General features: G+C 70.8%; 21 protein-coding genes. 20 read left to right on the forward strand and 1 reads right to left on the reverse strand.

What is annotated here, in order from left to right:
* The first annotated feature begins 4 nt into the window (after positions 1-4).
* From ACFHWT_RS26655 to ACFHWT_RS26730, 16 genes are all read left to right on the forward strand, one after another.
* On the forward strand, positions 5-751 hold the full coding sequence (locus ACFHWT_RS26655; protein ID WP_416597435.1) for an NADH-quinone oxidoreductase subunit C: 747 nt from the start codon (positions 5-7) through the stop codon (positions 749-751).
* The gene (locus ACFHWT_RS26660) at positions 748-2,070 is read left to right on the forward strand and encodes an NADH-quinone oxidoreductase subunit D (RefSeq protein ID WP_282233277.1); all 1,323 of its coding nucleotides are present in this window, start codon (positions 748-750) and stop codon (positions 2,068-2,070) included. The genes ACFHWT_RS26655 and ACFHWT_RS26660 overlap by 4 nt, the downstream gene beginning before the upstream one ends.
* Positions 2,067-3,065 (forward strand): NADH-quinone oxidoreductase subunit NuoE, encoded by a 999-nt coding sequence (nuoE, locus tag ACFHWT_RS26665; RefSeq protein WP_416597451.1) that lies wholly within the window; start codon positions 2,067-2,069, stop codon positions 3,063-3,065. Before ACFHWT_RS26660 ends, nuoE begins: the two co-directional genes overlap by 4 nt.
* Complete coding sequence (gene nuoF / locus ACFHWT_RS26670; RefSeq protein ID WP_416597436.1) at positions 3,062-4,414, forward strand: NADH-quinone oxidoreductase subunit NuoF; 1,353 nt, start codon at positions 3,062-3,064, stop codon at positions 4,412-4,414. Before nuoE ends, nuoF begins: the two co-directional genes overlap by 4 nt.
* A complete protein-coding gene (locus ACFHWT_RS26675) occupies positions 4,414-6,957 on the forward strand; it encodes an NADH-quinone oxidoreductase subunit G (RefSeq protein WP_416597437.1) in 2,544 nt (847 codons plus the stop codon). The genes nuoF and ACFHWT_RS26675 overlap by 1 nt, the downstream gene beginning before the upstream one ends.
* Positions 6,954-8,300 carry an NADH-quinone oxidoreductase subunit NuoH gene (gene nuoH, locus ACFHWT_RS26680; RefSeq protein ID WP_416597438.1) on the forward strand — a complete coding sequence of 449 codons (1,347 nt, stop codon included), beginning with the start codon at positions 6,954-6,956 and terminating at the stop codon, positions 8,298-8,300. Before ACFHWT_RS26675 ends, nuoH begins: the two co-directional genes overlap by 4 nt.
* 1 nt (position 8,301) lies before the next feature.
* Complete coding sequence (gene nuoI, locus ACFHWT_RS26685; RefSeq protein ID WP_348775094.1) at positions 8,302-8,898, forward strand: NADH-quinone oxidoreductase subunit NuoI; 597 nt, start codon at positions 8,302-8,304, stop codon at positions 8,896-8,898.
* A complete protein-coding gene (locus tag ACFHWT_RS26690; protein ID WP_416597439.1) occupies positions 8,895-9,650 on the forward strand; it encodes an NADH-quinone oxidoreductase subunit J in 756 nt (251 codons plus the stop codon). Before nuoI ends, ACFHWT_RS26690 begins: the two co-directional genes overlap by 4 nt.
* Positions 9,647-9,946, forward strand: a complete 300-nt coding sequence (gene nuoK, locus ACFHWT_RS26695; RefSeq protein WP_123607128.1) for an NADH-quinone oxidoreductase subunit NuoK — start codon at positions 9,647-9,649, stop codon at positions 9,944-9,946. Before ACFHWT_RS26690 ends, nuoK begins: the two co-directional genes overlap by 4 nt.
* Before the next feature lie 12 nt (positions 9,947-9,958).
* Positions 9,959-11,878, forward strand: a complete 1,920-nt coding sequence (nuoL, locus tag ACFHWT_RS26700) for an NADH-quinone oxidoreductase subunit L (RefSeq protein ID WP_416597440.1) — start codon at positions 9,959-9,961, stop codon at positions 11,876-11,878.
* Positions 11,875-13,410, forward strand: coding sequence for an NADH-quinone oxidoreductase subunit M (locus ACFHWT_RS26705; RefSeq protein ID WP_416597441.1), 1,536 nt, complete (start codon positions 11,875-11,877; stop codon positions 13,408-13,410). Before nuoL ends, ACFHWT_RS26705 begins: the two co-directional genes overlap by 4 nt.
* Positions 13,407-14,963 carry an NADH-quinone oxidoreductase subunit NuoN gene (gene nuoN / locus ACFHWT_RS26710; RefSeq protein WP_282233282.1) on the forward strand — a complete coding sequence of 519 codons (1,557 nt, stop codon included), beginning with the start codon at positions 13,407-13,409 and terminating at the stop codon, positions 14,961-14,963. The genes ACFHWT_RS26705 and nuoN overlap by 4 nt, the downstream gene beginning before the upstream one ends.
* A 45-nt stretch (positions 14,964-15,008) precedes the next feature.
* Positions 15,009-16,067, forward strand: coding sequence for a polyprenyl synthetase family protein (locus ACFHWT_RS26715; RefSeq protein WP_416597442.1), 1,059 nt, complete (start codon positions 15,009-15,011; stop codon positions 16,065-16,067).
* Positions 16,068-16,341: 274 nt separating this feature from the next.
* Positions 16,342-17,136 carry an IclR family transcriptional regulator gene (locus ACFHWT_RS26720; protein WP_416597443.1) on the forward strand — a complete coding sequence of 265 codons (795 nt, stop codon included), beginning with the start codon at positions 16,342-16,344 and terminating at the stop codon, positions 17,134-17,136.
* A gap of 92 nt (positions 17,137-17,228) precedes the next feature.
* Positions 17,229-17,723 (forward strand): sigma-70 family RNA polymerase sigma factor, encoded by a 495-nt coding sequence (locus ACFHWT_RS26725; RefSeq protein ID WP_233606748.1) that lies wholly within the window; start codon positions 17,229-17,231, stop codon positions 17,721-17,723.
* Positions 17,720-18,409: an anti-sigma factor family protein gene (locus ACFHWT_RS26730; RefSeq protein ID WP_416597444.1), complete on the forward strand. Its 690-nt coding sequence runs from the start codon at positions 17,720-17,722 to the stop codon at positions 18,407-18,409. Before ACFHWT_RS26725 ends, ACFHWT_RS26730 begins: the two co-directional genes overlap by 4 nt.
* Positions 18,410-18,463: 54 nt before the next feature.
* Here the strand turns inward: ACFHWT_RS26730 and ACFHWT_RS26735 are convergent, their stop codons facing one another.
* Complete coding sequence (locus ACFHWT_RS26735) at positions 18,464-18,850, reverse strand: phage holin family protein (protein WP_416597445.1); 387 nt, start codon at positions 18,848-18,850, stop codon at positions 18,464-18,466.
* Positions 18,851-18,996: 146 nt separating this feature from the next.
* Between ACFHWT_RS26735 and eccB the strand changes: the two genes are divergently transcribed.
* The 4 genes from eccB to ACFHWT_RS26755 all read left to right on the forward strand — a co-directional run.
* Positions 18,997-20,334 carry a type VII secretion protein EccB gene (gene eccB, locus ACFHWT_RS26740; RefSeq protein ID WP_416597446.1) on the forward strand — a complete coding sequence of 446 codons (1,338 nt, stop codon included), beginning with the start codon at positions 18,997-18,999 and terminating at the stop codon, positions 20,332-20,334.
* Positions 20,335-20,557: 223 nt separating this feature from the next.
* Complete coding sequence (locus tag ACFHWT_RS26745; protein ID WP_416597447.1) at positions 20,558-20,875, forward strand: WXG100 family type VII secretion target; 318 nt, start codon at positions 20,558-20,560, stop codon at positions 20,873-20,875.
* Between the two features lie 81 nt (positions 20,876-20,956).
* On the forward strand, positions 20,957-21,250 hold the full coding sequence (locus tag ACFHWT_RS26750) for a WXG100 family type VII secretion target (protein WP_416597452.1): 294 nt from the start codon (positions 20,957-20,959) through the stop codon (positions 21,248-21,250).
* Between the two features lie 144 nt (positions 21,251-21,394).
* Positions 21,395-22,288, forward strand: an 894-nt coding sequence (locus ACFHWT_RS26755; RefSeq protein ID WP_416597448.1) for an SseB family protein, incomplete at its 3' end; no start/stop codon positions are given.

Here is a 22,288-nt window from a genome sequence, read left to right on the forward strand (position 1 = left end):
TCCAGTGACCGGGCCGACCAACGCGCCCAGTGAGCAGCCGGGCGGTGGCGTACCCGCCGCCGCCCCGCCGGTCGGGGCGACCAGCGGCGCGCCGGCCGAGTTCCCGCCGGCCAGCGGGGCCGGCCGGGGAATGTTCGGCATCCAGGGCTCCGGCGACACGTCCGGCTTCGGCGGCCTGGTCCGCCGCCGGTCCAGCGTGGCCGGCAGCGAACGGCCGTACGGCGGCTACTTCGACGAGGTGTGCGACGCCCTCGAGGAGGCGTACCCGGCCTTCGCCGACGCGATCGAGAAGGTCATCGTCGACCGGGGCGAGCTGACCCTGCACATCAAGCCGGAGCGAATCGCCGAGGTGTGCCGGGTCATGCGCGACGACGAGGCGCTGCGCTTCGAGCTCTGCTCCTCGGTGTCCGGGGCGGACTACCTGGGTGCCGACGAGCGTCGACTGCACGTCGTCTACCAGCTGACCTCGATGACCTACCGGCGCCGGGTCCGGCTGGAGGCGGCGGTCACCGCCGAGGATCCGCACCTGCCGACCGTCACCGCCGTCTATCCGACCGCCGACTGGCAGGAGCGGGAGACGTACGACATGTTCGGGGTGATCTTCGACGGCCACCCGGCGCTGACCCGGATCCTGATGCCGGACGACTGGGAGGGTCACCCGCAGCGTAAGGACTACCCGCTGGGCGGTGTCCCGGTGGAGTACAAGGGTGCCGAGATCCCACCGCCGGACAAGCGGAGGAGCTACCAATGACGGCCGGATACGCAACCGAACGCGAGACCGACGAGGGCAAGGTCTTCACCGTCACCGGTGGCGACTGGGACACCGTGGTCGGCGGTACGGACCCGCTCACCGACGAGCGGATCATCGTCAACATGGGGCCGCAGCACCCGTCCACCCACGGGGTGCTGCGCCTGGTGCTGGAGCTGGAGGGGGAGACCGTCCGGGAGGCCCGGACGGTCGTCGGCTACCTGCACACCGGGATCGAGAAGAACCTCGAGTACCGCAACTGGGTGCAGGGCACCACGTTCGTCACCCGGATGGACTACCTGGCGCCGATCTTCAACGAGACGGCGTACAGCCTGGCGGTGGAGAAGCTGCTCGGGATCACCGACGACGTCACCGAGCGGGCGAACACCATCCGGGTGCTGATGATGGAGCTCAACCGGATCTCCTCGCACCTGATCTGGCTGGGCACCACCGGCCTGGAGCTCGGCGCGATCTCGATCATGCTGTACTGCTTCCGGGAGCGCGAGTACATCCTGGAGATCTTCGAGCTGGTCTCCGGGCTGCGGATGAACATGGCCTACGTGCGGCCCGGCGGGGTCGCCCAGGACGTGCCGGACGAGGCGATCGCCAAGATCCGCGAGTTCCTCAAGGTGATGCCGAAGCGGCTCAAGGAGTACGAGGACCTGCTCTCCGGGCAGCCGATCTGGCTGGAGCGGACGCAGAACGTCGCGGTGCTCGACGTCACCGGCTGCCTCGCGCTGGGCGTCACCGGGCCGGTGCTGCGCTCCGCCGGGCTGGCCTGGGACCTGCGCAAGACCATGCCGTACTGCGGCTACGAGGACTACGAGTTCGACGTGCCGACCACGCCGACCGCCGACGTCTGGGGCCGTTACCTGGTCCGGATGGCCGAGATGCGCGAGTCGCTGAAGATCATCGAGCAGGCGTTGGACCGGCTGAAGCCCGGTCCGATCATGGTCGCCGACAAGAAGATCGCCTGGCCGGCGCAGCTGGCCATCGGCGTGGACGGCATGGGCAACTCGCTGGAGCACGTCGCCAAGATCATGGGTCAGTCGATGGAGTCGCTGATCCACCACTTCAAGCTGGTGACCGAGGGCTTCCGGGTGCCGCCCGGCCAGGTGTACGTCGGCATCGAGTCGCCCCGCGGCGAGCTGGGCGTGCACGCCGTCTCCGACGGCGGGACCAGGCCGTACCGGGTGCACTACCGCGAACCGAGCTTCGTCAACCTTCAGGCGATCCCGGCCATGGCCGAGGGCGGGCTGCTCGCCGACGTGATCGCCGGGGGCGCCTCGTTGGACCCCGTGATGGGTGGGTGTGACCGCTGATGGGCTTCAGTCAGGAAACGCACGACCGGGCCCGGGAGATCATCGCCCGCTACCCGGCGGACCGCTCCCGGTCGGCACTGCTGCCGCTGCTGCACCTGGTGCAGTCCGAGGAGGGCCACGTATCGCCCGCCGGCGTCGAGTTCTGCGCCGAAGCGCTGGGCATCAACAAGGCCCAGGTCAGCGCAGTCGCCACCTTCTACACCATGTACAAGCGCCGGCCCACCGGCGACTGGCTGGTCAGCGTCTGCACCAACACCATGTGCGACGTACTCGGCGGTCAGCGGGTCTACGACGCGCTCAGCGAACACCTCGGTGTCGGCCACGAGGAGACCACCGCCGACGGCACCATCACCCTGGAGCACGCCGAGTGCCTGGCCGCCTGCGACTACGGCCCGGTGATGACCGTCAACTACGACTTCTTCGACAAGGTCGACCCGGACGTCGCGCTCGGGGTGGTCGAGGAGTTGCGCGCCGGCGGCCGCCCGGCACCCACCCGGGGTGCCCGACTGTGCCCGCTGAAGGAGATGTCGCTGCAGCTGGCCGGCTTCTCCGACACCCGCGAGGGCGCGGTCGCCGACGGTCCGGCCGGCGACGCCACGCTGCGCGGCCTGCGGCTGGCCCAGCAGCACGGCGTCTCGGTCGCCGGCTTCGACCCGAACACGCCGATCAGCGGCGACGCTCCCGCCCCGGCGCCCAGCCGGCCGGCACCGGCGGCGACCGGCAGCACCGCCCCGGACGTCAAGGCCCCGCAGGCCAAGTCGCCGGAGATCCGGGCCGCCGAGACCCGCGCCCCGGACGCGAAGACCCCGGCCCCGGACGCCCCCGGCACCACGGTGCCGACCGACCGGGCCGAGCCGGACAGCGCCGCCGAGGCCGCCGAGTCGGCCGGCGCCGCCGCCAACCCGCCCGCCGGTGACGCCAAACCGGCCGGCGACAACTCGCAGCCACAGCGCGGGTCGCTGCGGGACGCGCGCAGCGAGGAGGGCACCCGATGACCCAGCCGCGACCGGAAACCCTGCAGAAGCTGACCCCGGTGCTGACCAAGCGTTGGCTGTCACCGGACGCCTGGAAGATCGACGTCTACCAGCAGCTCGACGGCTACGCCGCGCTGCGCAAGGTGCTGACCGGTGCGCCGGACGGCCGGGGCCGCGACGCCGACCCGGTGCACCCGGACGACCTGATCAAGCTGATCAAGGACTCCGGGCTGCGCGGCCGGGGCGGTGCCGGCTTCCCCACCGGCCTCAAGTGGGGGTTCATCCCGCAGGGTGACGGCAAGCCGCACTACCTGGTGGTCAACGCCGACGAGGGCGAGCCGGGCACCTGCAAGGACCTGCCGCTGATGATGTACGACCCGCACTCGCTGGTCGAGGGCGTCATCATCGCCTCGTACGCGATCCGAGCCAGCCGCGCCTTCATCTACATCCGCGGTGAGGCGGTGCACGCCGCCCGCCGGCTGCGCAACGCGGTCGACGAGGCGTACCGGGCCGGCTACCTCGGCAAGGACATCCTCGGCTCCGGATTCGACCTGGACCTGGTGGTGCACAGCGGTGCGGGTGCCTACATCTGCGGCGAGGAGACGGCACTGCTGGACTCGCTCGAAGGGTTCCGCGGCCAGCCCCGGCTGCGTCCGCCGTTCCCGGCCACCCACGGCCTGTACGCCTGCCCGACCGTGGTCAACAACGTCGGCACCATCTCCAGCGTGCCGTACATCGTGCTCGGTGGCGCCGCCTGGTGGAAGAGCATGGGTACGGAGAAGTCGTCCGGCCCGATGATCTACTCGCTCTCCGGCCGGATCGCCAACCCGGGGCAGTACGAATGCTCGATGGGCATCACCCTGCGCGAGCTGATCGAGCTGGCCGGTGGCATGCAGCCCGGTCACGAGCTGCGGTTCTGGACGCCCGGCGGTTCGTCGACCCCGCTGCTCACCGCCGAGCACCTGGACGTACCGCTGGACTTCGAAGGGGTGGCCGGCGCCGGCTCGATCCTCGGCACCACCGCCACCCAGATCTTTTCCGACCAGGACTGTCCGGTGTACGCGACCTACCGGTGGCTGGAGTTCTACCACCACGAGTCGTGCGGCAAGTGCACCCCGTGCCGGGAGGGCAACTACTGGATGGTGCGGGTCTTCCGGCGGATCCTCGCCGGTCAGGGCACCCACGAGGACCTGGACACCCTGCTCGACACCTGCGACAACATCCTCGGCCGCTCGTTCTGCGGCCTCGGCGACGGCGCGACCAGCTCGGTGACGTCCTCGCTGAAGTACTTCAAGCAGGACTACCTCGACTACATCGAGGGCCGCACGGCACCGAAGCTGTCGGAGAAAGCATTGGTAGGTGCGCACTAATGGCAGAGGTAGCCAAGACCACCGAGACGGTGACGTTGACCATCGACGGCGTCGAGGTCACCGCGCCCAAGGGCGCACTGTTGATCCGGGTGGCCGAGAAACTGGGCATCGAGATCCCCCGGTTCTGCGACCACCCGCTGCTCGCTCCGGCCGGCGCCTGCCGGCAGTGCCTGGTCGACGTGGAGGGGCAGCGTAAACCGGTCGCCTCCTGCACCCAGACCGTCGCCGACGGCATGGTGGTCCGCACCCAGCTCACCTCCGAGGTGGCCAAGAAGGCCCAGCAGGGGATCATGGAGCTGCTGCTGGTCAACCACCCGCTCGACTGCCCGATGTGCGACAAGGGCGGCGAGTGCCCGCTGCAGAACCAGGCGATGTCCACCGGCCGGCCGGACTCCCGGTTCCACGAGCACAAGCGGGAGTACCCGAAGCCCGTCGAGATCTCCACCCAGGTGCTGCTGGACCGCGAGCGCTGCGTGCTCTGCCAGCGCTGCACCCGGTTCTCCGAGGAGATCGCCGGCGACGCCTTCATCGACCTGATGGACCGCTCCTCCGGCGAGCAGATCAACGTCTACCGGGACGAGGCGTTCGGCGCCGAACCGACGTCGGACGGTGAGGGCGACGGCGACGTGCCGTTCAACTCCTACTTCTCCGGCAACACGGTGCAGATCTGCCCGGTCGGCGCGCTCACCGGTGCCCAGTACCGATTCCGGGCCCGCCCGTTCGACCTGGTTTCCTCGCCGAGCGTTTGTGAGCACTGCTCGGCCGGCTGCGCGCAGCGTACCGACCACCGGCGCGGCAAGGTGATGCGTCGGCTGGCCGGCGACGACCCGGCGGTCAACGAGGAGTGGAACTGCGACAAGGGCCGGTGGGGGTTCCGCTACGCCACCGCCACCGACCGGCTCACCACCCCGCTGGTCCGCGACGCCGACACCGGTGAGCTGCGGGAGGCGTCCTGGAGCGAGGCCCTGGCGGTCGCCGCCGACGGGCTGCGCAACGCCCGCGACGGGGCGTACGGCGTCGGGGTGCTCACCGGCGGTCGGCTCACCGTCGAGGACGCCTACGCGTACGCCAAGTTCGCCCGGGTGGCGCTGCGCACCAACGACATCGACTTCCGGGCCCGACCGGTCACCGGTGCCGCCGGCTCCACCGAGGAGGCCGACTTCCTGGCCGCCCGGGTGGCCGGCAGCTCCGACGTCACCTACGCCGACATCGAGCGGGCCCCGGTGGTGGTGATCGCCGGGCTGGAGCCGGAGGAGGAGTGCCCGATCCTCTTCCTGCGGCTGCGCAAGGCTTACACCAAGAAGGGGCTGCGGGTGATCGCCCTGGCCCCGTACCTGAGCCGGGGCCTGGAGAAGCTGGGCGCCACGCTGGTGCCGACCGTGCCCGGCGACGAGGCGCGGCTGCTCACCGAGGACCGCGCGGTCACCGAGGCACTCGGCCGGTCCGGCGCGATCCTGCTCGTCGGCGAGCGGCTGGCCACCGTACCCGGTGGGTTGTCGACCGCCGGCGCCGTCGCCGAGCGGGCCGGCGCGAAGCTGGCCTGGGTGCCGCGTCGGGCCGGTGACCGGGGCGCGGTCGACGCCGGCTGCCTGCCGAACCTGCTGCCCGGCGGTCGTCCGGTCGCCGACGCGGCGGCCCGGGCGGAGCTGACCGGGGCCTGGGACATCGGTGCCGGGACCATCCCGTCCGAGCCGGGTCGCGACATCGACGCGATCGTCGCGGCGACCGCCGCCGGCAAGATCGGCGCGCTGGTCGTCGCCGGGGTCGACCCGGCCGACCTGGCCGACCCGCGGCTCGCCGAGCAGGCGCTCGACGCGGTGCCGTTCCTGGTCAGCCTGGAGATCCGGCACAGCGCGGTGACCCGCCGCGCGGACGTGGTCCTGCCGGTGGCGCCGGCGGTGGAGAAGGCCGGCAGCTACCTCGACTGGGAGGGCCGGCTGCGCACCTTCGAGGCGGTGCTGAACACCACCGCGATGGCCGACTCCCGGGTGCTCGACGCGCTCGCCGCGCAACTCGGTGTCGCGCTCGGCACCGGCGAGGTCAACCTGATCCGCCGGGAGCTGGGCGCTTTGCCGGCCACCAAGGCGCAGCGGCCCGGTCTGCCGCTGGTCGACCCGACGGCACCGGCCAGCCCGGGTGCCGGCGAGGCGGTGCTGGCGACCTGGCACCACCTGATCGACCTCGGCACCCTCACCGACGGTGACCCCTACCTGGGCGGCACCGCGCGGCCGCCGGTGGTCCGGCTGGCCAAGTCACTGGCCGGGGCGCTCGGGGTGGCCGACGGTGACCCGGTCACCGTCGGCACCGACCGGGGCGCGGTCACCCTGCCGGCGGCGGTCACCGACCTGCTGCCCGACGGGGTGGTCTGGCTACCGACGAACTCGCCCGGCTCGACGGTGCGCCGCAGCCTCGGCGCGATCTCCGGCGCACTGGTCAAGGTCAGCGCCGCCGCCGGCCCGGACGGCACGGCTAGCGGTTCGGACGGCAACGGGCGGATCAGCCACAACGGCGCGACGAACCCGAACCTAGGGGGTCTGCGGTGAACCTGGCACAGGAACCGACGCTGTCCGACTTCGGGCTGGACCCCTGGTGGCTGATCCTGATCAAGGTGGTCTTCGCCTTCGTCTTCGGGCTGCTGGGCACCCTGCTCGGGGTCTGGTTCGAGCGGCGGGTGGTCGGCCGGATGCAGGTCCGTCCCGGCCCCAACCAGGCCGGCCCGTTCGGCCTGCTGCAGACCCTGGCCGACGGGCTGAAGATGGCCTTCAAGGAGGACATCCTCCCCAAGGCGTCGGACAAGGTGGTCTACTTCTTCGCCCCGACGATCTCGGTGATCTGCGCGGTCACCGCGCTGTCGGTGATCCCGTTCGGGCCGATGGTGAGCATCTTCGGCACCCGGACCCCGCTGCAGGTCACCGACGTGCCGGTGGCGGTGCTGGTGCTGCTGGCCTGCTCGTCGATGGGTGTGTACGGGCTGGTGCTCGGCGGCTGGGCGTCCGGGTCGACGTACCCGCTGCTCGGTGGCCTGCGCTCGACGGCGCAGGTGATCTCGTACGAGATCGCGCTCGGGTTGTCGGTGGTCGGCGTGTTCATGACCGCCGGCACCATGTCGACCAGCGGGATCGTCGCCGCCCAGTCCGGCGGTGACCTGTTCACCTCGATCGGCGGGTTCGACCTGTACGCCCCGGGCTGGTACGCGATCCTGCTGCTGCCCAGCTTCATCATCTTCTTCATCGCCGCGGTGGCGGAGACCAACCGGGCACCGTTCGACCTGCCCGAGGCGGAGTCCGAGCTGGTCGCCGGCTATATGACCGAGTACAGCTCGCTGAAGTTCGCGTTGTTCATGCTCTCCGAGTACGTCGCCATGGTGACCATGTCGGCGGTGACGGTGACGCTGTTCCTCGGCGGCTGGCGGGCCCCCTGGCCGGTCAGCATCTGGGACGGGGCGAACAGCGGCTGGTGGCCGATGCTCTGGTTCATGGGCAAGGTGATCGCGCTGATCTTCGTCTTCGTCTGGCTCCGCGGCACCCTGCCCCGGCTGCGCTACGACCAGTTCATGCGGTTCGGCTGGAAGGTGCTGCTGCCGATCAACCTGGCCTGGATTCTGGCGCTCGGCGGGATCCGGGTGACCAGCGGCTGGGAGCGCAACGACCGGCTGATCGCGATCGGTATCCCGGTCGCCATCCTGCTTGCCGTGGTGATCTTCTGGCCGACGCGCAAGGAGCGGCCGGCGCCGACCCTGCAGGAGCAGGTCGACTCCCGGCCACCGGGCAGCTTCCCGCTGCCCCCGATGGACCTGCAGGTCCCGCCCAGCCCACGGGCCAAGCGGGCGGTAGCCGAACGGGAGCCGGCCCAGGTCGGTCCCGCCACCGACGACAAGGAGGTGTGACGTGGGCGCGATCACGGGAACGTTCAAGGGCTTCGGGGTCACCTTCTCCCACATGTTCCGCAAGGTGGTCACCACGGACTACCCGTTCAAGCCGCCGGTGTCCGCGCCGCGCTACCACGGCCGGCACATCCTCAACCGGCACCCGGACGGGCTGGAGAAGTGCATCGGCTGTGAGCTGTGCGCCTGGGCCTGCCCGGCGGACGCGATCTACGTCGAGGGCGGCGACAACACCGAGGAGCAGCGGTTCTCCCCGGGTGAGCGGTACGCCAGCACGTACCAGATCAACTACGCCCGGTGCATCTTCTGCGGGCTGTGCATCGAGGCCTGCCCGACCCGCTCGTTGACCATGAGCAACGAGTACGAGCTGGCCCGCGACTCCCGGCAGGACCTGATCTTCACCAAGGAGCAGCTGCTGGCGCCGCTGCTGCCAGGCATGGAGCAGCCGCCGCACCCGATGCGGCTGGGCGACAGCGAGAAGGACTACTACGTCGGGGCGCTGACCAACCCCGGTACGTCGGCCGGTGCGGAACGGGCGCCCTGGTCGGAGCAGGGCACCCAGGACGGCTCGGGGACGACGACGGGAGAGGGCAAGCCATGACCGAGCTCGTAGCGGAGGTCTCCACCGGGGAGGCGGTGACCTTCTGGATCCTGGCTCCGCTCGCGCTGCTCGGCGCGATCGGCATGGTGTGGGCCCGCAACGCGGTGCACTCCGCACTCTGGCTGGTGCTGACCATGCTCTGCCTCGGCGTGTTCTACGTCGTGCAGGGCGGGCCGTTCATCGGTCTGGTGCAGATCATCGTCTACACCGGCGCGATCATGATGCTGTTCCTGTTCGTGCTGATGCTGGTCGGCCGGGACGCCTCCGACTCGCTGATCGAGACGCTGCGCGGGCAGCGGATCGCCGCGGTCGCCCTCGGCGTCGGCTTCGCCGCGCTGGTCGGCACCGGGCTGTACCGGGGCCTCGGCGGGGTGCAGGCGGTCGGCCTGGAGCAGGCCAACGCGGACGGCAACGTGCAGGGCATCGCCGCCCTGCTGTTCGGCCGCTACCTGGTCGCGTTCGAGGTGACCGCCGCCCTGCTGACCACCGCCGCGATCGGCGCGCTGATCCTGGCGCACATCGAGAAGCGTAAGGAGCAGCGGCGCGGCCAACCGGAGATGATGCGGGCCCGGTTCGCCCCCGGCAGCTACCCCGGCCCGAAGCCGGGGCCGGGTGTCTACGCCACCTCCACCTCGGTGGCCACCCCCGGCCGGCTGCCGGACGGCACGCTCACCGACCGGAGCATTCCGGCGATCCTGCCGACGCGCGAACTCTCGCCCAGCGAGGCCGCCCCGAAGGGGACTGACAAATGACTCCGGACAACTACCTGATCCTGTCGGCGGTGCTGTTCACCATCGGCGCGGTCGGCGTGCTGGTCCGCCGCAACGCGATCGTGCTGTTCATGTGCATCGAGCTGATGCTCAACTCCGCGAACCTGGCGCTGGTCACGTTCAGCCGGATCAACGGTGACCTCAACGGTCAGATCATCGCCTTCTTCGTGATGGTCGTGGCGGCAGCCGAGGTGGTCGTGGGGCTCGCCATCATCATGACCATCTTCCGGACTCGGCGCTCGGCGAGCGTCGACGACGCCAACCTGCTGAAGTACTAAAGGGGCCCACACGTGGAATCGACTGTGGAGTACGCCCAGGCCACGGGGCTGCTGAGTAGCGTGTGGCTGCTGGTGGCCATCCCGCTGGCCAGCGCGGCGATCCTGCTGCTGCTCGGCAAGCGCGCCGACAAGTGGGGACACTGGCTCGGCGTGGTCGCCGTCGGGGCGATCTTCGTCCTCGGCCTGACCTACTTCTTCCAGCTACGCGGCCTGGACAACCGGGCGGTCGAGCTGAGCCTGTGGGAGTTCATCGAGGTCGGTGGCCTGTCGGTGGACTTCGGGCTGCTGTTCGACCCGCTGTCGGCGGTCTTCGTGCTGCTGATCACCGGCGTGGGTTTCCTGATCCACGTGTACGCGGTCGAGTACATGTCGCACGACCCGGGACGACGGCGCTTCTTCGCGTACTTCAACCTGTTCGTCGCCGCGATGCTGGTGCTGGTGCTGGGCAACAACTACGTGATGCTGTTCCTCGGCTGGGAGGGCGTCGGCCTGGCGTCGTACCTGCTGATCTCGTTCTGGTACCACCTGCCGGCCGCGGCGACCGCCGGTAAGAAGGCGTTCCTGATGAACCGGGTCGGCGACGCCGGCCTGGTGCTGGCGATCTTCCTGATGTTCGCCACCCTCGGCACCACCCAGTTCGAGGCGGTGTTCACCAACGCCGGGGCGTTGGCCTCCGGCACCATCCTGGCGATGGGCCTGCTGCTGCTGCTCGGCGCGACCGGCAAGTCCGGACAGTTCCCGCTGCAGGCGTGGTTGCCGGACGCGATGGAGGGCCCGACCCCGGTCTCGGCGCTGATCCACGCCGCGACGATGGTCACCGCCGGTGTCTACCTGATCGCCCGGTCCAACCCGATCTTCTCGGCCAATCCGACGCTGCAGACCGTGGTGGTCAGCGTCGGTGCGCTCACCCTGCTGACCGGGGCGGTCATCGGCTGTGCGAAGGACGACATCAAGCGGGTGTTGGCCTGGTCGACGGTCTCCCAGATCGGGTACATGTTCCTCGGCGTCGGGCTCGGCGGCGGGGCGTACGCGCTGGCGATCGTGCACCTGCTGGCGCACGGTTTCTTCAAGGCCGGGCTGTTCCTCGGCGCCGGCTCGGTGATGCACGGGATGAAGGACCAGGTCGACATCCGGCGGTTCGGCGGCCTGTGGCGGCACATGAAGATCACCTGGGCGACCTTCGGGCTCGCCTGGCTGGCGATCATCGGCATCTGGCCGCTGTCCGGCTACTTCTCCAAGGAGCCGATCATCGCGGCGGCCTTCGAACGGGAGGACTGGACCGCCTGGCTGTTCGGCGGGGCCGCACTGCTCGGTGCCGGGCTGACCGCCTTCTACATGACCCGGCTGTTCGTGCTGACCTTCCACGGCCCGAAGCGGTGGACCGACGACATCGACCACCCACACGAGTCGCCGCCGCTGATGACCGTACCGCTGATCCTGCTCGCGGTCGGATCGGTCGCCGCCGGTTGGCTGATGTCCACCTCGGTGCCCGAGTGGCTGGCCCCGGCGCTGGGCAGCGAGGAGGGCCACCACGAGGCGGTGCTGTCGCACGGCACCGTCACCATCCTGGCGCTGGTGATCACCGTGCTCGGTGCGGCGCTCGGCTGGCTGCTGTTCCGCAACGGCACCGCCGAGCAGGAGCAGCCGGCCGGGGTGCTGGTCACCGCCGCCCGGCACAACCTCTACACCGACGCGGTCAACCGGGTGGTGTTCGAAAAGCCGGGCATCTTCCTTACCCGGGCGCTGGTCTTCCTCGACAACCGGGGAGTCGACGGCCTGGTCAACGGGCTGGCCGCCGCGATCGGCGGCAGCTCCGGGCGGCTGCGGCGGCTGCAGACCGGCTTCGTGCGTTCGTACGCGATGTCCGTGCTCGCCGGTGCCTTCGTGGTGGTCGCGGCGTTCCTCGCCCTGCAGATGGGATGGCTGGCGTGAACGACTTTCCGTTCCTCTCGGTGCTGACCGTGGCGCCGCTGGTCGGCGCGCTCGTGGTGGCGCTCGTCCCGCGTCGCCAGGGGGAGCTGGCCAAGTGGCTGGCGCTCGGCTGGTCGGTGGCGGTGCTGGTGCTGTCGCTGGTGATGTGGTTCGCCTTCACCGTTGGCGGCGACCGGTTCCAGTTCCGCGAGTCCTACCCGTGGATCCCCAACTGGGGGGTGAACTTCACCTTCGCGGCCGACGGCATCGCGCTGGTCATGCTGATGCTGATCGCGGTGCTGGTGCCGCTGGTGATCCTCGCCTCCTGGCACGACGCGGAGGCGTCGAAGCGGTCGGTGCCGGTCTACTTCGGTCTGCTGCTGCTGCTCGAAGGCACGATGATCGGCGTCTTCGCCGCCGCCGACATCTTCCTGTTCTACGTGTTCTTCGAGGTCATGCTGGTGCCGATGTACTTCCTGATCGGCAGCTACGGCGGCCACCAGCGGCAGTACGCGGCAGTGAAGTTCTTCCTCTACTCGCTGGTCGGCGGTCTGTTCATGCTGGCCGCGGTGATCGGGCTGTGGGTGGTCGGCGGGCAGACCTTCGACTGGCAGGCGCTCAGCGAGATCGACATGTCGACCGGCGTGGAACGCTGGCTGTTCCTCGGTTTCTTCGTGGCGTTCGCGATCAAGGCGCCGTTCTTCCCGTTCCACACCTGGCTGCCGGACGCCGGTGGGGCCGCGCCGGCCGGGTCGGCCGCGCTGCTGGTCGGCGTGATGGACAAGGTCGGTACGTTCGGCATCCTGCGCTACTGCCTCGGGCTGTTCCCGGAGGCGTCGCAGTGGTTCGCTCCGTGGGCGCTGGCCCTGGCCGTGATCGGCATCATCTACGCGGCCCTGCTGGCGGTCGGTCAGAACGACCTGAAGCGGCTGGTGTCGTACACCTCGATCTCGCACTTCGGTTTCATCGGAGTCGGCATCTTCGCGTTCACCACCCAGGCCGGTACCGGCGCGGTGCTCTACATGGTCAACCACGGGCTCGCCACCGGCCTGCTCTTCCTGGTCGTCGGGATGTTCGTGGCCCGGCGCGGCTCCGCGCTGATCAGCGACTTCGGCGGGGCCGGCAAGATGGTCCCGGCGCTCGCCGGGGTGTTCTTCTTCGCCGGTCTGGCGTCGCTGGCGCTGCCCGGCACCGCCCCGTTCATCTCCGAGTTCCTGGTGCTGATCGGCACCTTCTCGGTGAACAAACCGGTCGCGGTGATCGCCACCCTCGGCATCATCCTCGCTGCGGCGTACGTGCTGTGGATGGTGCAGCGCACCACCCAGGGCACGTTGAACCCGGCGCTGTCCACGGTCGACGGCATGAAGCGGGACATCACCCTGCGGGAGAAGGTCGTGGTGGCCCCGCTGATCGCCCTGATCCTGCTGTTCGGCTTCTATCCGAAGCCGTTGACCGATGTCATCAACCCGGCCATCGAGGCGACGTTGTTCGATGACGTCGGCACGTCCGACCCCGCCCCGACCGAGGGCGTAATCCAGGAGGCGGCCCGGTGAGCGAGTTCTCATCCCCCGCGATCGACTACGCGGCGATCTCGCCGATGCTGATCCTGTTCGGCGCGGCGATGATCGGCGTCCTCGTCGAGGCGTTCGTGCCCCGCTCACTGCGCAACCCGGTGCAACTGGTGCTGGCCCTGGCCAGCATGGTCGGCGCGCTGGTCGCGGTGGTCCTGCAGGGCAGCACCCGGACGGTGACCGCCGGCGAGGCGATCGCCGTCGACGGCCCCACGCTGTTCCTGCAGGGCGCGATCCTGGTGCTCGGCGTGATGGCGATGCTGCTGATCGGTGAGCGGTCGTTGGAGACCGGCGGCGCCTTCGTCGCCCAGGCGGCGATCGTGGTCAACTCGGCCGAGGACCGCAAACAGGCGGCCGGCCGGTCCGGCGCCACCGAGGTCTACCCGTTGGCGCTGTTCGCCCTCGCCGGCATGCTGCTGTTCGTCGCGGCCAACGACCTGCTGACCATGTTCATCGCCCTGGAGGCGTTCTCGCTTCCGTTGTACCTGCTCTGCGCGCTGGCCCGGCGGCGGCGGCTGCTCAGCCAGGAGGCGGCCCTCAAGTACTTCATGCTGGGTGCCTACTCGTCGGCGTTCTTCCTGTTCGGGCTGGCGCTGACCTACGGTTTCACCTCCGGGGTGGACAGCCCGACCGGGCCCGGGGTCGACTTCGCCACCATCCGGGCGGCGGTGGAGACCTCGCAGTCCAGCCCGGTGCTGCTGTTCGCCGGCATCGCGCTGATCTCGGTCGGCCTGCTGTTCAAGGCGACCGCCGCCCCGTTCCACGTCTGGGCCCCGGACGTCTACCAGGGGGCACCGACGCCGGTGACCGGCTTCATGGCCGCCTGCACCAAGGTCGCCGCGTTCGGCGCGCTGCTGCGGGTCCTGCACGTGGCGTTCTACGGCGCGGCGTGGGACTTCACCCCGGTGCTGGGCACGGTCGCCATCCTGACCATGCTGGTCGGGGCGATCCTGGCGGTCACCCAGACCGACATCAAGCGGCTGCTGGCGTACTCGTCGGTGGCCAACGCCGGTTACCTGCTGGTCGGCGTGCTGTCGCTGTCCGCCGAGGGCCTGGCCAGCACGATGTTCTACCTGGTGGCGTACGGCTTCATCGTGCTCGCCGCGTTCGCGGTGGTCACCCTGGTCCGCGACGCCGACGGCGAGGCCACCCACCTGTCCCGCTGGGCGGGGCTGGGCCGGCGGTCGCCGATGTTCGCCGGCATCTTCACCTTCATCCTGCTGGCGTTCGCCGGCATCCCGTTGACCAGCGGCTTCACCAGCAAGTTCGCGGTCTTCGGGGCGGCGGTCGGGGACGGCCAGATCTGGCTGGTGATCGCCGGTGTGGTGACCAGCATGATTCTCGCCTTCCCGTACCTGCGGGTGGTGGTGATGATGTGGCTGAGCGAGCCGAGCGACGCCACCCCGACGGTGGTCATTCCCGGCGCGCTGACCTCGGCGGCGCTGATGATCGGCGTACTGGCCACCCTGCTGCTCGGGGTGGCGCCGGGGGCGCTGCTCGATCTGACCAGCAACGCCGCCGAGTTTGTCCGATGAACCACCTCACCCGCCCCCAACCTGGGCCGCCACCGCCGCTGTGGCATGGTTGGGGGTGTGGTGAGGACGGCTGACGGCAGCTCCTTCGCGTCCGGCGCGGGAGCGGTGACCTCGATCGGGATCGACATCGTCGACCCGCAGCTGCAGGCGTCCATCGCCGGGATCCTGGGTGGAGTCGAGGCCGAGCTGCGGGACAGCGTGTTCAGCGCCGACCCGTTCGTCACCGAGGCGGCCCGCCATCTGGTCGAGGCCGGTGGCAAACGGTTCCGCCCGTTGCTGGTGGCGCTCGGTGCGCACTTCGGCGACCCGGCGGCACCGCTGGTGGTGCCGGCGGCGGTGGTGATGGAGCTGACCCATCTGGCGACGCTCTACCACGACGACGTGATGGACGAGGCACCGGTGCGGCGCGGTGCGCCGAGCGCCAATTCGCGGTGGACCAACTCGGTGGCGATCCTGGTCGGGGACTACCTGTTCGCCCGAGCCGCCGACCTCGCGGCGGATCTCGGCATCGAGGCGGTACGGCTGCAGGCCCGCACGTTCGCCCGGCTGGTGCACGGTCAGATTGCCGAGACGGTCGGCCCGCGCGACGGGGAGCAGACGGTCGACCACTATCTGCAGGTGATCGGGGACAAGACCGGGTCACTGATCGCGACGTCCGCGCGGTTCGGCGGGATGTTCGGCGGCGCGGCCCCAGAGCATGTCGAGGCCCTGGCCGGGTACGGCGAGATCATCGGGGTGGCGTTCCAGCTCTCCGACGACCTGCTCGACATCGCCTCGGACTCTGCCCAGTCGGGCAAGACACCCGGTACCGATCTGCGGGAGGGGGTGCACACGCTCCCGGTGCTCTACGCGCTCGGCTCGGACGACGGTGACGCCGCCTCCCGGCGACTGCGGGAGATCCTGGCCGCCGGCCCGGTCACCGACGACGATCTGCACGCCGAGGCGCTCGCCCTGCTGCGCGAGGCGCCGGCGCTGAAGCGGGCCCGGGAGACGGTGCGCGGCTACGCGGAGGATGCCCGGTCCCGGCTCGCGCCGCTGCCGCCCGGCCCGGCGCGGCAGGCGATGCAGTCGCTGTGCGACTTCATCGCCGACCGGACGAACTAGCCGGGTAGCCGGGGTCCGGCCCGGTCCGGTCCCGGTCCCGGTCCGCTCTGATCCGGTCCGGTCCGGTCGCACGGGCGGATTTCCGCCGGCCGGCGACGGTACGGGGGCGACGAACGGCACCGCCATTTGCGATGATGTTGCGTTAGCCAATAGCATGAACCGTACGTGTCGGGCGCCACACCGATAGTCGCCACCTGGTGCCCCTGATTCGAAAGGGCATTCCACAGGCGGCTGTCTTTTCATATGGTGTAAGTCCCCGGCGGCGGAGGTGGTTGTGCGCGACCCCTTGGCGGAACCTTCGGACCTCATCCGGAGCGTTTCACGGGCACTGCGTGTGCTCGAAGCGGTCGGACGTGCCCCGCGCGGACTGACCGTCAAACAGATTGCCCGGCGCTGCGAGCTGACCGTGGCCACCACCTACCACCTGGTGCGCACCCTGGCGTACGAGGGCTACGTGATCCGTCGCGAGGACGGCACCTACATCGTCGGCTTGGAGGTGGCCGACCGCTACCGCGAACTGGTCGCCGCGTTCCGTGGCCCGCCAGCGGTCGGTGAGGCGCTGCGCCGCGCGGCGGCGGAGACCGGCTACAGCCACTACCTCGGCCGCTTCGTTGGCGCCCAGGTGGCGGTGACAGCGTCGGCCGACGGGCTGCGCTCACCGTACCTGGAGGACCTGGTGCCCGGCTTCGACGAGGGGGCGCACGCCACCGCGCTGGGCAAGGCGCTGCTCGCCACCCTCACTCCCGACCAGCGGTTCCGCTACCTCAAAGAGTTCGGCATGCGGCCGTTCACCTCGGCCACGATCACCACCATCGAGGGCTTCGAAGCCGATCTCGCGGTCGGCGACCGGCGCGGCATGCACCTGGAGATCGGGCAGTACCGGCAGGGCCTCGCCTGCGCCGCGGTGATGGTCAACGCGGACAAGGACGTCGAGCGGCGGGTGGCGATCGCCTGCGCGTTGCCGGCGGCCGAGATGATGACCTCGGCCCGGGTGGTCCGCGCGAAGCTGCTCACCGCCGCCCGGGCGGTCGCCGAGGCGATGACCGGCCCGGAGCATCCCGGCAACTGAACAGTTTCTCCAGGACCTTGAACCGCCCGGCCGGCGGCTACGTGTCATGAGGCGGAAGGGAAGGGCGCCTCTTGACCGACCAGGATTCACAACTGATGCGCGCGTTGCACGAAGAGCACGGTGACGCGCTCTTCGCCCATGCGCTGCGGCTGGCCGGTGGCGACCGGCAGCGGGCCGAGGACCTGGTCCAGGAGACGCTGCTACGGGCCTGGCGACATCCCGAGTCGCTGGACCCGGAGCGGGGATCCGTACGGGCCTGGCTGTTCACCACGGCGCGGAACCTCGCGATCGACGCCTGGCGTCGACGTAGTGTCCGGGTCGGCGAGGTGGTCACCGACGAACTGCCGGAACCACCACCAGCGGTGGACGAGGCGGACCGTGCCGTGGAGGCGTGGACCGTCGCCGAAGCCCTCGGTCGGCTCTCCCAACCACACCGGGAAGTGCTGATCGAGTGCTTCTACCGGGGGCGTTCGGTCTCCGAGGCGGCGGCCAGACTCGGTGTTCCGCCGGGTACCGTGAAGTCACGGACACATTACGCACTGCGCTCGCTGCGGCTGGTGCTGGAGGAGATGGGGGTGACCCAGTGAGGTGTGACTACGCGCACGACGACGGCGCGTACGTCCTGGGCGCCCTGTCACCCGCCGAGCGGGCTGCGTACGAGCATCACCTCGCCGGCTGCCCGAGCTGCCGGCAGGCGGTCGCCGACATCGCGGTGCTGCCCGGTCTGCTCGGCCGGCTGGATCCGGCCGGCTTCGAACAGATCAGCGACCCGCCGTCGACCGAGCCCCGGTTGGCCACCCTGGTCGACGCGGCGGGCCGGGCCCGCCGCCGGGGCCGGCGGATGCGCCGGTGGCAGACCGCCGGGGCGGCGCTGGCCGCCGCCGGTCTCGCGATCGTGGTCGGTTTCGGGGTCGGCTGGGTGGGGGCCGGCGGTACGCCGGAGACCACGCCCGGCTCCCAGCTCGTCGCGATGCAGCCGGTGGCCTCGCAGTTGCCGATCCACGCCGAGGTGGGCCTGCAGGCGGCGGCGAACGGCACCGAGGTCACCATGCGCTGCTGGTGGGAGCCGACCAACCCGGACGGCCGACCGATGGACTTCGAGCTGGTCGCCTACGACCGGGACGGGGCCAAGCAGCAGGTCGGCTCGTGGGCGGTCAGTCCCGGAGCCGAGATCGTCTTCACCGGGGCGACCCGGTTCGAGCACGACCAGTTGGAACGGCTCGAACTGGTCCGTTCCGACGGCGCGGCGATCCTGGCGTACCAGGTCGGCTGACCTGGTTGGCGGCTGACCGGGTGGCGTACCAGGCCGGCCGACCTGGCTGGCCGGTCAGTCCCGGTCCAGGACCAGACCCAGCAGCCAGGTGACCACTCCGACCAGCAGCGCCCCGAGCACGGCGGCCGGCCAGAAACCGTCCACCTGGAACGGCAGGTCGAGCTGCCCGGCGATGAATCCGGTCAACAGGAACAGCAGTCCGTTGACGACCACCGCGATCAGCCCGAGGGTCAGCAGGTACAGGCCACACCCGACGGTCTTGATGATCGGCTGCAGCACCGCGTTCACCACGCCGAAGATGACCGACACGAGCAGCAGCGTGACGACCGCCTCGCCGATCGCGTCGGTCCGCAACGTGATGCCCGGAATGATCAGGGTGGCCAGCCAGAACGCCAACGCCGTACTACCCAGGCGGATGAGGAGGCTTTTCAGGAAACCCATCCGGGAATCCTGCCATGCCGGCCGTCGCCGTCGCGCCCGGCATCGCCGTCCGGCGATACCATCGTGCGTCACCCTCTCTCATGGTCGAACCGCCCGTGACGCCATGTCGTCCGCCGGTTGCGGCCCGTCGGTCCCGGAGGTCGCGGTTGACGTCCCGGCAGCACCAGTTGCAGTCCCACCGGTACGCGGCGCGACGGTTGGTCGACGCGTTGGTGTCCGGGCAGGCCGATCCGGCACGACCATCCCGCCGGACCGCCCCGGCGACGCTGGCCGGGGTACTGGTCGCCGTGCTCGGGTTCGGTGGTGCCACAGCGTACGGGGCGGTCACCGGATCAGCGGCCACCGACTGGCGGGACAGCCGGGTGGTGATCGTCGAGCGGGAGTCCGGGGCCCGGTACGTCTACCGCGCCGGCCGGCTGCACCCGGTGCGGAACTACAGTTCGGCGTTGCTGATCGCGGGTGCGGCTCCACCGCGTACTGTGCTGGTGCGGCGGGCCGCGCTGCGCGGCGTCGAGCGAGGATCCCCGCTGGGTATCCGCGACGCGCCGGACTCGCTGCCCCGCCCCGAGGAGCTGAGCGGGCCGGAGTGGACGGTTTGCTCCAGCGTCGCCGACCAGGGTGAGTCAGCCGCGCCCAGCATGTCGGTGCTGCTCGGCGTGGGTAGCTCCGGCGGTCGGCCGCTCGGCGACGACGCGCTGCTCACCCGGCTACCGGACGGTGCCGTACAGCTGATCTGGCGGGGCCGCCGGCACGCCGTGACCGAACCGGAACTGGTGCTCGCCGCGCTCGGCTGGACCCGGCACCGCCCGCTGCCGGTCGCGCCGGCGGTGGTCCGGGCCCTGCCGGCCGGGGCCGACCTGGGCCGCCTGACGGTCCCCGGTGCCGGGCAGCCGTCCCGGACGATTCCGGACACCACGGTCGGCGAGGTCTTCCTGGTGGTCACCCAGAGCGGCTCGCGACAGTACGCGGTGGCGTACCGGGACGGGCTGGCCGGGATCACCCAGGTGCAGGCCGATCTGCTGCTGACCGCACACGACCAGGCCGGCCCGACCCGGTTGACCCAGGGCCGGTTCAGTAACCTGCCCCGGGTCGACGAGCTGATCCCGGACGGTCCGCAGGCGCCACCGGCCGAGACGCCGGCCCTACGATCGGCGGCGACCGGCACGGTCTGCGTCGGCGGTGCCGGTACCCAGTCCCCGGTACGGGTGACGGTGGATCCGGACGTCCCGGCCAGGGGCGTCCGGTTGCCGCCCGGCGGCGGCGCACTGGTCGAGGCGGTACGGCAGGACGAGGCGGTACGGCAGGACGAGGACACCCCGCAGGTCAGCTTGATCACCGATGCCGGGCTACGCCACCTGGTCCCCGATCCGACGGTTCTGCCGACGCTCGGCTACCCGGACGCCGCGCGGTCGCGGCTGCCGGCCGAGGTGGTCGAGCTTGTGCCGGCCGGTCCGGACCTGGACCGTCGGCACGCCCTCGGCTGACCCGCCTCACCGGGTTAGCCGCCCGCTGGCTGGTTCGTCGCCGGTGTCACCGCAACCGAGCCGTTATCCACAGCGCACGAGGTGGGGCTGCGGCGGTGGGCCGACCCGGCTACGGTCGGCGAGGTGACGTTCACCGTCGTGGCGGCGGGTGAGCGGCCACCGTCCGGCGCGGGAGGCACCGGCGCGGAGGCACCGGCAGGACCGGACCGAGAGGGGTCACAGCGTGTCGCAGACGCAAGCCGAGTTGGCGGTCATGCAGCGGGCAGCCAGCCGCTTCGACCAGGTCGACGAGGAGCTCGACGCGATGCTGCGCGGTCTGCTGCAGCGGTTGGAGGTGCTGCAGCATGCCTGGCGTGGTGCCGGTGGCCGATCCTTCGAGCAGGTCACAGCCGGGTGGGCCAGAGAGCAGGCGGCGCTGCACCGGGCGTTGCGCGAGACTGCCGGAGCGATCCGTACCGCCGGGACGCAGTACCAGGCGGCTGACGACGCGGCGGCGGACCGGGTGACCCGGGCGGGACGACGGATCGAGCTGCCGCTCTGAGACGGACTGGCAGCCTGCCGGCCTGTCGCTTCGGGACGGCCTGGCAGGCGGGCGGTGGCACGACACGGAGGAGGTGACCAGTTGGCCGACGGCGAGCTGGTGGTGGATTTCCGGGCGCTGCAACAGGCCAGCACCGACATCGGGCAGGCACTGCGTACTCTCGGATCGCAGTTGCACCAGGTGGAACGGGAGGCTGCGCCACTGGTAGCGACCTGGGACGGTGCGGCCCGTCAGGCGTACGAGCAGCGGCAGGCCCGGTGGCGCGGCGCGGCGCAGAATCTCCAGGCCCTGCTGCGGGAGATCAAGGTCGCGGTCGACGAGTCGGCCGCCGATTATCTGAGCACTGAACGGCGCAACGCGGACCTGTTCCGATGAGCCGAACAGTGTCCTCTCGACTACGCGAAGTATTTTCTCGGATTAGTTGATCTGCAAGGCGTCCGCCGGCCGTTGTGATCGTGGCACCACCTTGTAGGTTGTACCGGACGCGTGTGGCCTGTCCGGTGGAAAGGGGGGTCGGCCGTGACCGATTGGCAACCGGCCACCGAGATCGAGGCCGCGATGCGTGACGCCCTGCTCCGTCAGGACCAGGAGCTCTACTTCCAACTGCTGGCCGGCACCGAGTTGCTGCTCCCGGTTTCGGCTCAGGCCCTGGCCGGTCAGGCCCCGATGGGCTGGGGCACCTGGACCACGAACGGGCGGACCCACGTTCTCGCGTTCACCTCGCCCGTCACCCTGCACGCATGCCTTGGTGACAGCGGCAGTTCCGCCCGTCGGGTGACGTTCGCGGAGCTGGCTGCCAGCTGGCCGAACCTGGAGTGGTGGCTGGCGGTCAATCCGGGTCTGCCGATCGAAGGCTGGCTGCCGGCCTGGTTCGTCGCCCAGTTGGCCCGCGGAGACGCGCGACTGCCGAACCGCGGCGGCCAGTCCGAGGGCCGCGCCGATGCCGCCGCCCGGGCCCGCGCGACCGCCACCGTCCCGGGACCGGCCGGCCACCCTGGCGGTGCCGGGCCCGTCGACGGTGGGCATGCTCCATCGCCCGATCACGGCCGGCATCCCACCCAGTACGCCGCCGAAGCTACCGCCGCTGCCAGCCCTCCGCCGGCACCGACCGCTCCGGCACCGGAAGGTCAGTGGCCGCACCCGGACAACGCGGCCGCCGAACCGGCACCGCCGACCGCCCGTCCGGTGTCGCCGAGCTCGCCGCCACCGTACGGGTCGACCCGATCCCCGGCCGGCGCGACCGCCGGGCTGTCGGCCGGCGGTCTGCCCCGCCGGGTGCCGACTCCCGCGCCGCCCACCGAAGACCCGTCACCAGCGGCGGAACAGCCTGGCGCGGCCGGCGACCCGGCCGTCGGGCCGGCGGTCGAGCCACCGTCCGGGCCGGCGGTCGAGCCACCGTCCGGGCCGGCGGTC

The organism is Micromonospora sp. LOL_021 (assembly GCF_048060215.1).
GTDB lineage: Bacteria > Actinomycetota > Actinomycetes > Mycobacteriales > Micromonosporaceae > Micromonospora_E.

Bases quoted from the DNA above. Each gene is read 5' to 3' on its own strand.
- ACFHWT_RS26735 (WP_416597445.1), bottom strand. From the start codon at position 18,850: ATGGGTTTCCTGAAAAGCCTCCTCATCCGCCTGGGTAGTACGGCGTTG.
- ACFHWT_RS26690 (WP_416597439.1), top strand. From the start codon at position 8,895: ATGACCGAGCTCGTAGCGGAGGTCTCCACCGGGGAGGCGGTGACCTTC.
- nuoF (WP_416597436.1), top strand. From the start codon at position 3,062: ATGACCCAGCCGCGACCGGAAACCCTGCAGAAGCTGACCCCGGTGCTG.
- ACFHWT_RS26715 (WP_416597442.1), top strand. From the start codon at position 15,009: ATGGTTGGGGGTGTGGTGAGGACGGCTGACGGCAGCTCCTTCGCGTCC.
- nuoK (WP_123607128.1), top strand. From the start codon at position 9,647: ATGACTCCGGACAACTACCTGATCCTGTCGGCGGTGCTGTTCACCATC.
- ACFHWT_RS26660 (WP_282233277.1), top strand. From the start codon at position 748: ATGACGGCCGGATACGCAACCGAACGCGAGACCGACGAGGGCAAGGTC.
- ACFHWT_RS26675 (WP_416597437.1), top strand. From the start codon at position 4,414: ATGGCAGAGGTAGCCAAGACCACCGAGACGGTGACGTTGACCATCGAC.